Origin of the sequence: Streptomyces sp. NPDC012510, from assembly GCF_042955065.1 — a bacterium.
In the GTDB taxonomy this organism is placed as follows: Bacteria; Actinomycetota; Actinomycetes; order Streptomycetales; family Streptomycetaceae; genus Streptomyces.
In genome coordinates this window covers 447,178-460,656 of sequence record NZ_JBIBEN010000004.1, presented here as the reverse complement: position 1 = coordinate 460,656, position 13,479 = coordinate 447,178, and the positions used below count along the sequence as shown (strand labels likewise).

Below are 13,479 nucleotides of genomic sequence, written 5' to 3'. Positions count from 1 at the left end.
GGCCGTCATCCCCACAACCTCTGCCGCCACATCAGCGGCGGTGGAACGGTCCCACCTCTGTTGACCTGCGGAAACAGCAGTGCCTGGGATTCCCTGGGATGCCGTCCGGACGCGGCGGACCGCCCGCTGGGTCCGAAGGCTCGAAAAACCGGTGGAACCGCGCCGCCGTGCGCCACTACCGTGCTCGCGGACCAAGTCGTCTAGGCGAGGACGTGCCGTTGTACACCGTGTGAGACCCCCCAAGCGCTGATCGGTCGCGCGTCGCGCATCTGCGCCGCGCTGCTTTTTGCTGCGGATCTCTCACTGAAACCGGTGTGCTTCTGTGCTCGAAAACTGGGTGGTCATGCCCACCTGCCTGCCCCTCGTTCGCCGTCGTTGCCACTCGTGCGCGTCAGACCGCTTCCGGGCAAACGGAAAGTTTCGCGTCAACGCCAACCACAAGGTCCTCGACGCCTGGCTCCTCGTGCTCTGTACCGGATGCGGGGACACGGCGAAGCTCGCGCTCCTGGAGCGGATGAACGTACGCTCCGTACGACCTGAGCTGCTGGACCGGCTACATGACAACGACCTCGGTCTGACGGCTGAGTTGCTCCAGGATCCGGTCGTGCGGCGCCGTAATCGCATCGCCCTCGACTGGGACGACGCCTGGCGCCTCGACACCGGCGGATCGGATCACCTGCTGGACCGCGAGGTGATCGACGTCTCGGTCCGGTTCGAGGCGCGAATCCCGGTCCGGCCGGTGCGACTGATCGCCGAAGGCTGCGGTCTCTCGCGGGCCGAGGTCGAACGACTGATCACGGAGGGCAAGCTCGTCTCGGCGGTCAGGCTGAGCGGCAAGCTCTCCGGCGACTTCACCTTCACGCTCAAGCGCTGAGCATCGACCGGGGCCGGGGCCCGTCCGCCGAGCCACGCCGGACAGGCCCTGCCCCGTACCGACCCGCGCCTCCGCCCCGCCACCCTGCTCGCTCCCTCTCCTCCGCATCCGAGTATTCCGTGCCGAAGCCTGGGTGGAAGCAGCAGACTCAGCCCATGGTGACCATGAGTGCGTTCCGGGACGAGGTCAGAAACTGGGCGGAAGGCGGTTCCGGGGGGCCGGCCAGGGAACTGGCCGCGCGCCTGGGGGTGCGGACGGCGGTACTGCTGGAAGGGCTCAGCGACCTCGCGGCCGTCGAGGCGCTGACCGCCCGGCAGGGCCGGGACCTGGCCGCCGAGGGGGTGTGCGTGGTGTCGATGGGCGGCGCGATGAACGTCGGCCGCTACGCCGCGCTCCTCGGGCCGCCGGGTCTCGGGCTCCGCCTTGCGGGCCTCTGCGACGAGCGCGAGCAGCCCTACTTCGACCGAGGCCTCGACCGTGCGAAGGCTCCGCGCCGCGAGGACGTCTTCGTCTGTGTGTCGGACCTGGAGGACGAACTCATCCGCGCCCTGGGCGAGCCCAGGGTCGAGCAGATCATCCACTCCGAGAACGAATCACGGGCCTGGCAGACCTTCACCCGCCAGCCCGCCCAACACGGCCGCCCCCGCCATCAGCAACTACGCCGCTTCATCGGCACGAAGAAGGGCCGCAAGATCCGCTACGGCACGCTCCTCGTGGAGGCCCTGGATCTCGACGGCGTCGGCGTCGGCAACGTGCCGGCTCCCCTCATGGCCCTCCTGGCGAACCTGTGACGAGTACGGATGCGCAGGGCCGAGTGACTGAACGTCAGCTTGCCCCGGTCCGGGAAGAGGGCTTCCCTGCCCCTTCCCTGCCCCCTCCCGGGTGCCGTCATCGTGCAGCAGGCTCTTCTCAGCCCTTCGCGCCCGCCGGACCCCGACTGGCCGGAACACCCAGAGGTGCTCCGGCCAGGGAGAAGAGAAGCCCCGTCAGGTCAGCCGATCCCTTTCCGCGCGGATCAGTCCAGCTCCCGCAGCTCCGTGCTGTACACGGTGCAGTTCTCGCAGCCCTTGTGCTGGGCTCTGGTGATACGGCCGGCCGGGCTCTTGAGCTCCGCCTCGGTCGAGTCGTGCACCCACCCCGTCCACCCCGTGCCGGAGGCGTGGACGCGGAGCCAGGCATGCCCTGCGCAGGACCCGTTGTTCTGCTTGATGGTGACCGCGTACGTCGGGGCGACGGCTCCCGCGTACACGGTGTCGCAGTCCCTCCGCCATTTGATGTTGTTCTCTCCCGCGGTGATGATGCTGTCGGCGGAAGCGGCGGTCGTGGTGAGCAGGAACGCGGCGACGGTGGCGCCGAATACCGTGATGGCACGTTTACGCATGAAGAGTCTCCCTATTGGGTGTGATCAGGGTGTCGCTGACGCGAGGTCACCGATGGGCGAGGCGGTCGAGGTCCGCCTGGGTGCCGTTGAAGACGTCCGCGTTCACCGGGGCCTTGATGGCGTCGTAGAGCGCGGATTCCGTGTACTGCCACATGAGCCAGCTCGTCGAGCCGTTCGGCAGCGGGGGCTGGGTGATCGACTGGCGGTAGTCCGCGAGTTGGAGCGCGTACGAGGAGAAGGCCGTGGTCGAGCCCATGCAGTCGTCCAGGAAGGACTTCTGGGTGTAGATGACCGGCTTCCGGCCGAAGGCCGCCTCGACCCGGTCGAGCCAGGCCGTGACGTCGGCGACCGAGGCGTACGTGGGGCAGCGGCCCGTGCCGTCGTCCATGCGCTCCAGGTCGAGGACCGGGGGCAGGTCGCCGGGACGGCCGCCGGTGTAGCCGGTCGTACGCACGGCGGCGATGAAGAAGTCCGCCTGGGCGGGGCCCGTGGCGCCGGTCGCGGCGGTGTAGAAGTGGTACGGCGCGACCGCGAGCCCGGCCGTCCTGGCCGCTTCGAGGTCGGTGGCGAGGTAGGGGTCCGTGACGTTGAGGCCCCGGGTGGCCCGGACGGTCGCGAACTCGACCCCCGAGGCGCGCAGGGCCTTCCAGTCGATCGGCGCGCCGCCGGGGTGCTGGTACGTGGAGGTGTCGACGCCGTCGACGGGGTAGCCGCCGGGGCGGGGCGGCGTGCAGTACGCGTTCCGGCCGGACCAGTCCACGAGCTTGGCCCAGGTGTTGGGCCCGACGACTCCGTCCGAGCCCAGGCCGGCGCAGCGCTGGAACTCCATGACCCGGTTCTCGGTCCCACCGCCGAAGTCACCGTCGATCACCAGGGGGGTGTGGTGGCCGGGCTCCATCGCCAGGTTGAGCCGGCACTGCACTTCCTTCGCCTCGACCCCCTGGGCGCCCCGGCGCAGGGTCGGGCGGGCGTCGGTGTGTCCGCACACGGCCGCCTGGGGTGCGGTCGCCGTTCCCCCTGGGGTGCAGGTACGAGGCTGGGCGGACCAGGTGTTGAGGGCCGCCCAGGTCCTGGGGCCGATGGCGCCGTCGGCGGTCAGGCCCGCGCAGCGCTGGAACACCTTGACGCGTTCCTCCGTGGCGGAACCGAAGGAGCCGTCCACCGCGATCGGGGTGTACGCGGATGCCTTCGTCGCCAGGTTGAGTTCGCACTGCGCTTCGAGCGTGGGTACGCCGGTGGCGCCGGTTCTCAGCTCGGGCTGCGAGGCGGTGTGTCCGCAGACGGCGGTCGCGGCTACGGCCGTGTCCGCGACGCCGACCGCCGGGGAGCCGAACAGCAGCATGACCGCCGCTCCGGCAAGCGTGAAGGTCTCTCGAAGCATTCTTCGCCGCATGCGTTCCTCCTGGTGCTCATGGGCAGGACGTGGTGAGGCCGGCTGCGGGCCGACGCCGAGGCGGGCCCCGCAAAGGCACTTCTGGCATATTTGGCGCACCCCGGGGACGTCGCTCGCGTCCCCGGGGTGCTGTACGACTTGGGGGTTGCTTTGACGGGGTTCAATGAGACCGAGCGGTTCGCGTCCCGGCTGCGCGAGCTGCGGCAGAGGGCCGACTACAGCTACGAGGTCCTCGCGCAGAAGACCGGCATCAGCCGCTCCAGCCTGCACCGCTACTGCACGGGCACGTCCGTCCCCCAGGACTACGGCCCGGCCCATCGCATCGCCACGGTCTGCGGAGCCTCCCCCGCCGAGCTGCGCGACCTGCACCGGCTCTGGGCCCTGGCGGACGCGGAGCGGGCCGGGAACGCCCCCCTGGAAGACACCGAGGACGCGAAGGACACAGAGGCTGCGGAGGAGGAGACCGAGGACACCGCCCCGACCGGACGTCCCGGCCCCGACTCCGACCCCGTACCCGACCCCGACCCCGTACCCGTTGCCGCGCCCGCCCCGGTACGGAGCCGGGGACGGCGGCGCCTGGTCGTGACGAGCGCCGTCACCGCCCTCGTCCTCGCCCTCGCGGCCTGGGGGGTCTCCGCCCTCGCCACCGGGCCGGACACGAAGAAGGCGCCGGACGAGCGGCTGCTGTTCTCGGACAAGTGCGGACCCGTGATCAGCATGGGACAGAACGACGAGTGCGTACGCGAGGTACAGGCGCTACTCAAGGAACGGGGCGCCCGCATCGGGGTGGACGGCTCGTTCGGCCCCGAGACGCTGCGCCGGGTGACGGCGTTCCAGGTGCTCGCCGGCCTCGTGCCGAACGGGGTTGTCGGGGACCCGACGAAGGAGGCCCTCCACGAATCACGCGTACGCATGGAGACCTGGTCGCCGCAGAAGGTCCGACAGCGCGTCCGCGAGGTCTTCGCACAGGCCCCGGACGACGCCGTCGCCATCGCCGACTGCCAGTCCTTCCTCGATCCCCTGCACATCCTGCCGAACACCAACGGCTCCAGGAACTGGGGCGTGTTCCAGATCTCCGACGCGCGCCTCGGTGAACTGGGCGGCACTCCGGCCAAGGCGCTCGACCCCGAGTGGAACATCCAGGCCGCCCAGAAGCTGTGGAGCCGGGGGCACGACTTCAGCGACTGGCCGCACTGCGAACGAGCCCTGAAGAGATGAGGCCGGTTCTTATGGATCAGTCGCCGACGGAACTGGCGAACTTCGCGAACGCGGCCCTGGTTCCCGGTCCGGCGATGCCGTCGATCGCACCCTCGTAGTCGTAAAAATCCTCCAGGAACCGCTGGAGCGCCCTGATCGTGTTGGGGCCGGGAATCCCGTCGATGTCGTCGTCGTAGCCCCATTCCATATGCAGGTGGCGCTGGAGCGCCTTCCAGCTGTTGGTGCCCAACCGCCCGTCGATGGCGTCTTCGTACCCGTAGTGCACGGCCAGCCAGCTCTGGAGGTTCTTGGCCTGCTTGCTGGTCAGGCCGAGGTTCTCCGTCGCGAGGATGCCGACGGCTTTGGGGCTCACGGCCGGCCGGGGCGCCGGGGCGGACGCCGCGAAACCCGTACCGGCACCCGCGAGGATCCCGACCGCCAGCCCGGCCACGGCGGTGACGCTGACGATCGACCTGGTCATCATGTTCGGTCGCATGTTCTCCCCCTCGTTCGTTCGGTCCGGATCAGTCGGATTCGGCGAACCGCGCGAACGCGGCCCTGGTGGCCGGTCCGGCGATTCCGTCGATCGCACCTGTGTAGCCGAATGCCGCCTTCAGATACCGCTGGAGCTCCTTGATCGTGTTGGGACCGGGAATCCCGTCGATCTCGTCCTCGTAGTTCCAGTGCGCCGCCAGGAAACGCTGGATCGCCTTCCAGCTGTTGGTGCCCAACCGCCCGTCGATGGCATCGGTGTACTTGTAGCGGACGGCCAGCCAGCGTTGGAGTTTCTTGGCCTGGTCGCTGGTCAGGCCGAGGTTGTTCGTCGCGAGGATGCTGACGGCTCCGGCGCTCACGGCCGGCTGAGCCTTCGGTGCGGACGCCGCGAAACTCGTACCGGCACCCGCGAGAGTTCCCATCGCCAGCCCGGCCACGACGGTGGCACTGAGGATCGACCTCGTCATCACGTTCGGTCGCATGCTTTCCCCCTCGTTCGGTCCTGTAGTGAGGTGAGCGCGGATCAGTCGGTGTAGATGAAGTTGGCCCAGTTCGACCACGCGGCCCTGGTGCCCGGTCCGGCGATGCCGTCGATCGCACCCTCGTAGTTGGAGTGCTCCTTCAGGAACCGCTGGAGCGCCTTGATCGTGTTGGGGCCGACGATCCCGTCGATCGCGTCCTCGTATTTCCAATCCTTCGCCAGGTAGGTCTGCATCGCCTTCCAGCTGTTGGTGCCCAGCTGCCCGTCGATGTCGCCCTTGTAGCCCCAGCCCTTCAGCCAGCGCTGGATGCCCTTGGCCTGCTTGCTGGTCAGGCCGAGGTTGTTCGTCGCGAGGATGCTGACGGCTCCGGCGCTCACGGCCGGCTGAGCCTTCGGTGCGGACGCCGCGAAGCTGGTACCGGCACCCGCGAGGGTTCCGATCGCCAGCCCGGCCACGACGGTGGCACTGACGATCGACCTCGTCATCACGTTCGGTCGCATGCTGTTCCCCTTCGTTCGTTCGGTTCCGCAGTGACGGGAGGGACGCTGTCAAAGCGCTCGGAACGCCCGCAACGGAACACGGCCGGGTGGGACGCCGGGACGGTCTTACGCCTGTGACCTGGTATTTCCGCTGCTTGCCGGGACGGAGATGGGACAGGAAGGGACGAGGAGCGGTCAGAGGCACGCGCACCGCGTGAGTCAGTGCGTTGTGGCGAACCGGATCTCCCGCGTCCATCACGGCCACTCCGGAGCGTGACTGCCACGTGCACAGGTTCGGTTCGATCGCTCCGGGGCGGCGGGCGCGGTGCTGTCCGACTGACATGCATGACGGACGCGGAGTGGGCCGAGGTCCGCTCCGCGATGCCGGTACCGGCCTGGCTGCTCGAACGAGGTGGGCGTCCGGAGGCGCACTGCCACCGCGAGATGCTCGACGCTGTGCGCTACCTCGTCGACGACGGCGTGAAGTGGATGGCAGTCCCGGTCGACTTCCCGTACTGGCGGGTGGTCTACGACTTCTTCCGCCGCTGGCGGACCTACGACTTCTTCGCCGCTGGCGGACCTACGTCTACCCCGGCAGGGCGCGTCGGTGGGTCCGGCCTCTCCTACCACTGTGTCTACGGGCCGGATGCCGTGTCCCACGGGGCGGTGGCGAGTTCCGCAAGGCTTGCCGAACGCGGAAGCCCCAGGTCAGGGCCTGGGGCTTCCTCAGGGCCGTGGGGCCCCGGTTGTTCTGTGGTGAGGGGTGGCTACCACCCGGTGGGCTGTCCGGTCTACGAAACGTCGGCGTCCTTCGAGGCCGCCGCAGTCGGCGTCACGTCCGTCAGCTTCCAGCGCTGGTTCAGGCCCGAGTTCGGGGTCCAGACTCCAACGCCAGCGCCGTCGTTCGTCGACTGCCCGTGCACGTCCGCGAGTTGGCCGGTGGCCACGTTCACCAGGGTCCACGTGCCGTCGCCCGTGGAGGACAGGATCCACTGGGCGGCCTCGTCACGGGTGGCCGTGTCGCGTTCCGCCACCAGGGAGTCGAAGCGGATGGCCAGGCGCTTGCGCGAGGTCGGCTCCGTCAGGGCGTAGCGGGTGCGGTTGTCGGTCGCGCCCTTGCCGATGCGGTCCAGCGTCCACTGCTGGGCGTTACCGGTCGCGGTGCTCGGGGTCTTGATGACCAGGCTCTTGCCGTCGGGGCCGACGGCGAGGTTCTTGCCGCTCTGGACGCCCGTCAGGGTGTACGCGTGGTTGTCCTGGAGTTCGGCCTTGGAGGTCGCCACCCCCGAGACGCCCTGCACCAGGAAGGAGGTCACGGACTGCGCCGGGACCGTGATCGTCGCCTTCTTGCCGGTGACCTTGACCGCCTTCTTGCGGATCAGCTTGCCGGCCGCGTCCGTGACCACCGGGGTGATCGTCGCCTTCTTGGAGACCTTGCCGAACTTCGAGAGGTCGACCGTCACCGCGCGGGACTCGGTGGTGCTGTTGACGTGGACGACCGTCGCCTTGTCGCCCTTCTTCGCCACGGCGGCCGTGCTCGACTCGTCGTTGGTCTTGATCAGGCGGTCGCCCGGCTTGATGTAGTGCGTGAAGTTACGGGCCGTGTCGAACTTGGTGTTCGTGTAGATGGGGCAGGTCTTGAGGGTGTCCGACTTCTTGCAGGCGAAGGAGAGCTGGATCGAGCCCCAGTTGCCGCCCTTGGCGGACTCGCCGCCCGGCTTCATGTTGTCGTAGTCCTCGACCGGCTGCCAGAAGACCCAGGCCTGGGGCTCCAGTTCACGCAGGTCGTCGACGATGCGCTGGGCGAGGCCCAGGCCGGGGCGCATGTCGGTGAAGCTCTGGCCGTCGCCCCAGTCGCCCTCGACCTCGCTCATCCACAGCGGCTTGTCGGCGGCCTTGGCGAGGTCGCGGACGGTGGTGCGCTGGCTGGTGCCGTAGGTGTGGACGTTCATCTGGTCGACGAGGTCACGGACCTCCTGGGGGTAGGAGTTCCAGTTCGTGGCGAACGTGCCGGGGTTCGTCTCGTCCATCGCGGAGATCTTCGCGTGGCTGCGGGAGTCGTCCAGGACCGGGCCGAGCGCCCTGAGGACCTTCTGCTGCAGCTCGGGGCCCATGTGGGCGCCCTCCTGGCGGCCTCCGGTGGGCTGGCCGTCGGCGCCGAGCTTGGTTCCCCAGTAGTTGGTGTTGGGCTCGTTGAAGGGGTCGAGGGTGTCGACCTTGATGCCGTGGGCCTTCTCCAGGCGCTCGGTGGCGCCGACCAGGTACTTGGCGAAGTCCTCGACCGACTCCTCCTTCAGCTGGTCCTTCGAGGAGTCGAAGCCGCCGGAGACGTAGCCGCTCTCCGTCATGAACCACGGCGGGGAGTTGCTGAAGGTCTCCCAGTGCGTGATGTCCTTCTTGATGCGGTCGACCCACCAGCGCTGGGTGGCGTCGGCGTTCTTGTTCCAGTCCTTCTTGTCCTCGGCGCTCCACCAGTCGACGTCCTCGCGGGTGGTGCCCGCCGGGGCCTTCCACCAGCCCTCGACCGCGCCGCCGGCCCGCAGGTAGTCCTTGACGTCGGGGGCGTTGCCGCCGCCGATGTTGTAGCGGGCGATGTTGAGGTCGAGGCCGTCCTTGCCGAACAGGAGCTTGGCCAGCTTCTCGCGGATCGCGGGCGGGTAGTCGCCGGTGGCGTTGGCGAACCAGACCAGACTGGTGCCCCAGCCCTCGAAGCTCTGGCCCTTGTAGGAGGGGTCGGGGCTGACCGTCACCGATGCGGCCGCGGCCGCCGCCGTGTCGGCGTGTGCCATCGGCAGGGAGGTCGTGGCCATTGCCGTTCCGGTGGCCAGGGCCGTGATGCCGATGGCCCCGAGGAGCCGTCTCGTACGGGTGCGGTGTGCCATTCGAGTACTCCAACTCTTCCGTGTGCGCGTCCCTGCGAGACACGGAGATCGGGGCCGACGTTCAGCGTGGTGCGGGTGGGGCGACGCTCGTACGATGACGCTTCCGTTGTGGTTCGTCGCACTCTCGTATGGTTTGTCTCAGCGAATGTTTACGTAAACATTCACTGAGGCGGATGTCTACACTGTCCGAATCTCGGCGGTCAAGGAGTCGTCAAGAGTCCCGCGGGAAAGAGTCGAAAGTCGGGGGAACAAGGTGGACATGACCGACGGTCGTACGCGCGGACGCACCGCCCGGCCCCGGCAGGGGCCCTCCATGGGGGACGTCGCACGGCTCGCCGGAGTCTCGTCCCAGACCGTCTCCCGGGTGTCCAACGGGTTCGCCGGGGTCACCGAGGACACGCGGCGGCAGGTGCTGGCCGCGATGCGCGAGCTGGGCTACCGGCCCAACAGTGCCGCGCGGGCGCTACGGCGCGGGGAGTTCCGTACGCTCGGCGTGATCACGTTCTCCCTGTCCACCCTGGGGAACATCCGCACCCTCGACGCCATCGCCACGTCCGCCGCGCGCGAGGGGTACGCCGTCACGCTGCTGCCCGTCGCCGTGCCGACGCAGGACGAGGTGAACGGGGCCTTCTCGCGGCTGGGCGAGCTGGCCGTGGACGCCGTCATCGTGATCATGGAGGTCCATCTGCTCGACGCGGCGACCGTCTCGCTTCCGCCGGGCGTCCAGGTCGTGGTGGCCGACTCGGACGCCGGTGACCGCTACACCGTCGTCGACACCGACCAGGCGGGCGGCGCGCGGGACGCCGTACGGCATCTGCTGGAGCTGGGGCACCGGACGGTGTGGCACCTGGCCGGGCCCGAGGACTCGTTCGCAGCGCAGCGGCGGGCGAACGCGTGGCGCGCCACGCTCGACGAGGCGTGCGGGTGGCGGCAGGCGCCGCCGCTGGTGCGCGGCGACTGGTCGGCGGAGTCCGGGTACCGGGCCGGGCTGCGGATCGCCGAGGAGCCGGACTGCACGGCCGTGTTCGTGGCCAACGACCAGATGGCGCTGGGACTGCTGCGGGCCCTGCACGAGCGGGGTCGGCGGGTCCCCGCGGACGTGAGCGTCGTCGGCTTCGACGACATCCCGGAGGCCGCGTCCTTCCTGCCGCCCCTCACCACCGTCCACCAGGACTTCGCGGAGGTGGGGCGGCTGTGTGTGGAGGGGGTGCTCAGCAAGATGCGGGAGGGAGCGGGGGACGTCGCAGCCGCGTACGACGGGCAGGGGCAAGGGACGACTCTCGTCCCGACGCGGCTCGTGCGGCGGCGGAGCACGGCACCGCCGCCGGGTGACCGCTGAGCACGGTCGGCTGAGGGCGGGTCAACCGACCGAGGGCGGGTCACTTCCGCTTCGGGGCCGTCTGGCGGAGCAGTGCCATACGGGTGTGACGGCGGCCCGCATAGCGGGCTATGGCCTGGTCCAGCTCTTCCGGTGGGGCCTTGATCCCGTAGTCCTCCAGGGTCAGCAGGCGCAGCCCGCCGTGCCGGCGCCGGACACCCAGCCACAGCGCCCTCGGGATCACGGCGCCGTGGCGTGGCCACAGGACGAGGGCGTGCTCCTTCGGATCGGCGCGGACCACGATGCCGACGCGGTCGATGTCCCCCCAGGGGATGTGGAGCTGGTGTCTGCCCAGGAGCCAGGCCCGCAAGGTCAGTCCGGCCGGGCCCACATGGAGGTGGACGTGGTGTCGGCCGGTGAGGAAGTACGCCGCGTAACCGAAGACGAAGAACGGGATCACCAGCGCGTTCATCACCACCGGAAGCCAGTCGGGCGGTCGTGCCCTGTCGGTCGCCAGCACGCCGACCGCGAACGGGGCGAAGCATGCCGCGCCCACGAGGACGGAGATGTGTTCCCGGTGGCGGCCGCGGAAGGTGCGGCCGGTGACGGGCAGGGGCGGCGCGTCGGGCCGGGTACGCAGCCAGGACTCGCTCGGCAGAGCGAGCTGTTCCTCGTCGGCGAACCGCGAGAGCGCGGCCTCCAGGAGTTGCCGGTCGAGTACGACCTCTGGCAGGACGCACAGGGTCAGGGCTCCCGGCACCAGTCTCGGCAACAACCTGTTCGTACGGTCGACCCGGCCCTCCATGCTCCCGGCGGGCCGGACCACCAGCAGCCCCGGATAGGGAAGCCCGCGCGGCCAGTTCACCACGCCGATCCGCTCGATCTCCGTCCAGGCGTACGCGATCTTCAGCTCGCCCCGTGTCAGGGTGAGCCCGGCCGCGCCGACCGTCAGCCGAACGGGACGGACGCATCGCAAGGCGGCGAACCAGGCCGTCCCCAAGTAGAACGCGCACATGGCCAGCGATACGTACTCCGTCAGGATCTCCATGGGCCGGACGAGCACACCGAGGGGGGCGACGTCGAAACCCTGGGCCGCGCAGAGCACCGCCACAGCCGCCAGCGCGCGGCGGTCGGCCGTGAAGACCTGCTCGTTCGCGGCGGCCGGCGCCGGATGCGCGGCGATGCCGGGACTGGGAGCCCAGGCCGTCCCGGCGTAGAGGGCGAGCGCGGCCTCGACGGCCTCCGGGGTCGTCCTGAGCCTGCGCAGATCCGCGAACCGGAGGGTGCCCTCGGTGTCGTCCTGGTGGGGCCCGGGGGACCTCCGGCTCCCCGTGTGCGGGTAGACCCCGGGCATGGGGCGGAGCATCAGGTCGTGCCGGCGCCCCCGCAGCCGGCCCGGGGGCCGCTGCCGCAGCCAGCACCGGCTGATCCCGTGCCATGGGTACGAGAAGTGTTCGGAGACCCCGTACCGCAGCTCGATGCCGTCCGGACTCAGCACCAGCGAGTAGTCGGCCGGATTCCGCTTCCAGAGGGCCCCGAACAGGGTGACGGCGCCCACGAACGCGAGAATCGCGGCCATGTGGCGCCAGTCGGCCGGGTCGATGTTCTTGTCCTCGTCGGGGAACAGCGCTTTGCCCAGCAGCAACAGGCCGACGGAGAGCGGCGCTCCGATGACCCAGTTGCGGAGCCGGTGATAGGTGAGACTGGGCTCGAACCGGATCTCACCGCTCGCGGGGTGGTCGTCCGGTGCCGCCTCCCTCTCACCCGCCGTACCGGCCCCCGCCGCCGCCCCGGCCGACAGGGTCGCCGCCCGGTTGCGCACCAGCCCCAGCCGCGCGTGCCCGTCCGAGCTCTGCTGGCGGGGCTCCGGGTAGCCGCGGCGGGCCAGGGACTTGGCCAGCGGGTCGTAGAGGGCGCTGAGGGTGAGGAGGTCGGGCCCGCCCGGGACGCCTTCGCGCAGGAGGCGGATGAACTCGCCGGTGAAGGCGGTGTGGCGCTCGCCGACGGGGGCGTAGGAGGGGGCGTTCGCGGAGGACGTGAGGATGTAGGTGCCCCGGATGGTCAGGGCTTCGGCCGACTCGGTCGGCGTGCCCATCAGCGTGTCCAGGACGCGGCCGCTGTTGCAGCAGTCGAGGATCAGGATCTTGTTTGGGCAGGGCGATTCCTCGAGGATCTCCCGGATCGCGTCGAACGGGATGGACGTCCAGCGCAGATCGCTCTCGTCCGTGCCGGTCAGCGCGAGATGCAGGAGCAGGTTGTCGTTGAGGACGCCGTGGCCGGAGAAGTAGACGAGCAGGGTGTCGGTGGCCGTCATGGCGGCCTCGCGGATCGTGGCGCAGACCGGGCGCGGGTCCGGGGCGTCCTGCACGACCGTGCAGGACGCCCCGCTCGGGAAGCCGCCTGAGGCGTCGAGCGCCAGCGCCTCCCGCAGGTCCTCCAGGTTGTTGCGTACGGCGAGGAGGTCCCGCAGGTCGCTGTCGTAGACGGAGGTGCCGATGAGGACCGCGCGCGAACCTCGGGGGTCCGGCAGTCGGAGGGTCACGGCCGGCGGTGGTCGCGCAGCGCGGTGTCGAGGAGGGTCCGGGCGTCGTCGGCGGAGTCGGCGGTGACCTTCACACTGCGGCCGTCGGGCAGCGTGAGCTCCACGGTGGCCGCCGCCCGCCGTGCCTTGAGCAGCGCCGGGAGCGAGCGTACGAGGGCGGTGACGGCGCCACTGCTGCCGAGGGCGATGGCCAGCAGCTCGATGCCCGAGCCCATCTGGCCCTCCTCGGGGGCCTTGGTCACCAGGCGTACCCGGCCGCGCAGTTCGGGCTCGGCCACCAGGCCTCGGCGCAGGAGGGCCAGGTCGTCCTCGATGCTGTCGTCGGTGGCGTCGTCGGGGAGCAGTCTCAGCGTCACGTCCGGCATGTCGTCCCCCGCCCGTTGTGTCTCGATCACGCACGTGCAGGACAGTGTGCAGCACGGAGGGGGTCGGGCAC

12 protein-coding genes and 1 pseudogene are annotated in these 13,479 nt (G+C 70.0%); 5 read left to right on the top strand and 8 right to left on the bottom strand.

Translation table 11 applies throughout. The annotated features are described in order from the left end of the window. The first annotated feature begins 322 nt into the window (after nucleotides 1-322). Nucleotides 323-874 carry a DUF1062 domain-containing protein gene (locus ACFY9I_RS09845; RefSeq protein WP_390998997.1) on the top strand — a complete coding sequence of 184 codons (552 nt, stop codon included), beginning with the start codon at nucleotides 323-325 and terminating at the stop codon, nucleotides 872-874. Nucleotides 875-1,029: 155 nt separating this feature from the next. Then, nucleotides 1,030-1,665 carry a TOPRIM nucleotidyl transferase/hydrolase domain-containing protein gene (locus tag ACFY9I_RS09840; protein WP_390998994.1) on the top strand — a complete coding sequence of 212 codons (636 nt, stop codon included), beginning with the start codon at nucleotides 1,030-1,032 and terminating at the stop codon, nucleotides 1,663-1,665. A gap of 224 nt (nucleotides 1,666-1,889) precedes the next feature. Here the strand turns inward: ACFY9I_RS09840 and ACFY9I_RS09835 are convergent, their stop codons facing one another. Further along, nucleotides 1,890-2,255 (bottom strand): hypothetical protein, encoded by a 366-nt coding sequence (locus ACFY9I_RS09835; protein WP_390998992.1) that lies wholly within the window; start codon nucleotides 2,253-2,255, stop codon nucleotides 1,890-1,892. 46 nt (nucleotides 2,256-2,301) lie between these two features. Continuing rightward, complete coding sequence (locus ACFY9I_RS09830; RefSeq protein WP_390998989.1) at nucleotides 2,302-3,648, bottom strand: GH25 family lysozyme; 1,347 nt, start codon at nucleotides 3,646-3,648, stop codon at nucleotides 2,302-2,304. A gap of 150 nt (nucleotides 3,649-3,798) precedes the next feature. On the opposite strand from ACFY9I_RS09830, the gene ACFY9I_RS09825 reads away from it, so the two are divergent. After that, nucleotides 3,799-4,866 (top strand): helix-turn-helix domain-containing protein, encoded by a 1,068-nt coding sequence (locus ACFY9I_RS09825; RefSeq protein WP_390998987.1) that lies wholly within the window; start codon nucleotides 3,799-3,801, stop codon nucleotides 4,864-4,866. Nucleotides 4,867-4,882: 16 nt separating this feature from the next. Here the strand turns inward: ACFY9I_RS09825 and ACFY9I_RS09820 are convergent, their stop codons facing one another. From ACFY9I_RS09820 to ACFY9I_RS09810, 3 genes are read right to left on the bottom strand one after another with little or no spacing between them, the layout of a single operon-like run. After that, nucleotides 4,883-5,341, bottom strand: a complete 459-nt coding sequence (locus ACFY9I_RS09820) for a peptidoglycan-binding domain-containing protein (protein WP_390998984.1) — start codon at nucleotides 5,339-5,341, stop codon at nucleotides 4,883-4,885. 28 nt (nucleotides 5,342-5,369) lie between these two features. Beyond that, nucleotides 5,370-5,822, bottom strand: coding sequence for a peptidoglycan-binding protein (locus tag ACFY9I_RS09815; protein WP_390998981.1), 453 nt, complete (start codon nucleotides 5,820-5,822; stop codon nucleotides 5,370-5,372). Nucleotides 5,823-5,863: 41 nt separating this feature from the next. Continuing rightward, on the bottom strand, nucleotides 5,864-6,322 hold the full coding sequence (locus ACFY9I_RS09810) for a peptidoglycan-binding domain-containing protein (protein ID WP_390998979.1): 459 nt from the start codon (nucleotides 6,320-6,322) through the stop codon (nucleotides 5,864-5,866). A gap of 324 nt (nucleotides 6,323-6,646) precedes the next feature. On the opposite strand from ACFY9I_RS09810, the pseudogene ACFY9I_RS09805 reads away from it, so the two are divergent. After that, a pseudogene (locus ACFY9I_RS09805) lies at nucleotides 6,647-6,811 on the top strand (transposase); the annotation flags it as partial. A gap of 281 nt (nucleotides 6,812-7,092) precedes the next feature. Here ACFY9I_RS09805 and ACFY9I_RS09800 read toward each other — a convergent pair. Further along, a complete protein-coding gene (locus ACFY9I_RS09800; RefSeq protein WP_390998977.1) occupies nucleotides 7,093-9,183 on the bottom strand; it encodes an RICIN domain-containing protein in 2,091 nt (696 codons plus the stop codon). 313 nt (nucleotides 9,184-9,496) lie between these two features. Between ACFY9I_RS09800 and ACFY9I_RS09795 the strand changes: the two genes are divergently transcribed. Continuing rightward, nucleotides 9,497-10,522, top strand: coding sequence for a substrate-binding domain-containing protein (locus tag ACFY9I_RS09795; protein WP_390998975.1), 1,026 nt, complete (start codon nucleotides 9,497-9,499; stop codon nucleotides 10,520-10,522). 40 nt (nucleotides 10,523-10,562) lie between these two features. Here ACFY9I_RS09795 and ACFY9I_RS09790 read toward each other — a convergent pair whose 3' ends face one another. Continuing rightward, nucleotides 10,563-13,043: a caspase family protein gene (locus ACFY9I_RS09790; RefSeq protein WP_390998973.1), complete on the bottom strand. Its 2,481-nt coding sequence runs from the start codon at nucleotides 13,041-13,043 to the stop codon at nucleotides 10,563-10,565. Further along, on the bottom strand, nucleotides 13,040-13,438 hold the full coding sequence (locus ACFY9I_RS09785) for a hypothetical protein (RefSeq protein WP_390998970.1): 399 nt from the start codon (nucleotides 13,436-13,438) through the stop codon (nucleotides 13,040-13,042). The genes ACFY9I_RS09790 and ACFY9I_RS09785 overlap by 4 nt, the downstream gene beginning before the upstream one ends. Between the last annotated feature and the right edge of the window lie 41 nt (nucleotides 13,439-13,479).

Excerpts from the sequence above, each read along its gene's own strand:
- ACFY9I_RS09840 (WP_390998994.1), top strand. The coding sequence starts at position 1,030 with ATGGTGACCATGAGTGCGTTCCGGGACGAGGTCAGAAACTGGGCGGAA.
- ACFY9I_RS09835 (WP_390998992.1), bottom strand. The coding sequence starts at position 2,255 with ATGCGTAAACGTGCCATCACGGTATTCGGCGCCACCGTCGCCGCGTTC.
- ACFY9I_RS09830 (WP_390998989.1), bottom strand. The coding sequence starts at position 3,648 with ATGCGGCGAAGAATGCTTCGAGAGACCTTCACGCTTGCCGGAGCGGCG.
- ACFY9I_RS09820 (WP_390998984.1), bottom strand. The coding sequence starts at position 5,341 with ATGCGACCGAACATGATGACCAGGTCGATCGTCAGCGTCACCGCCGTG.
- ACFY9I_RS09815 (WP_390998981.1), bottom strand. The coding sequence starts at position 5,822 with ATGCGACCGAACGTGATGACGAGGTCGATCCTCAGTGCCACCGTCGTG.
- ACFY9I_RS09810 (WP_390998979.1), bottom strand. The coding sequence starts at position 6,322 with ATGCGACCGAACGTGATGACGAGGTCGATCGTCAGTGCCACCGTCGTG.
- ACFY9I_RS09800 (WP_390998977.1), bottom strand. The coding sequence starts at position 9,183 with ATGGCACACCGCACCCGTACGAGACGGCTCCTCGGGGCCATCGGCATC.
- ACFY9I_RS09795 (WP_390998975.1), top strand. The coding sequence starts at position 9,497 with ATGGGGGACGTCGCACGGCTCGCCGGAGTCTCGTCCCAGACCGTCTCC.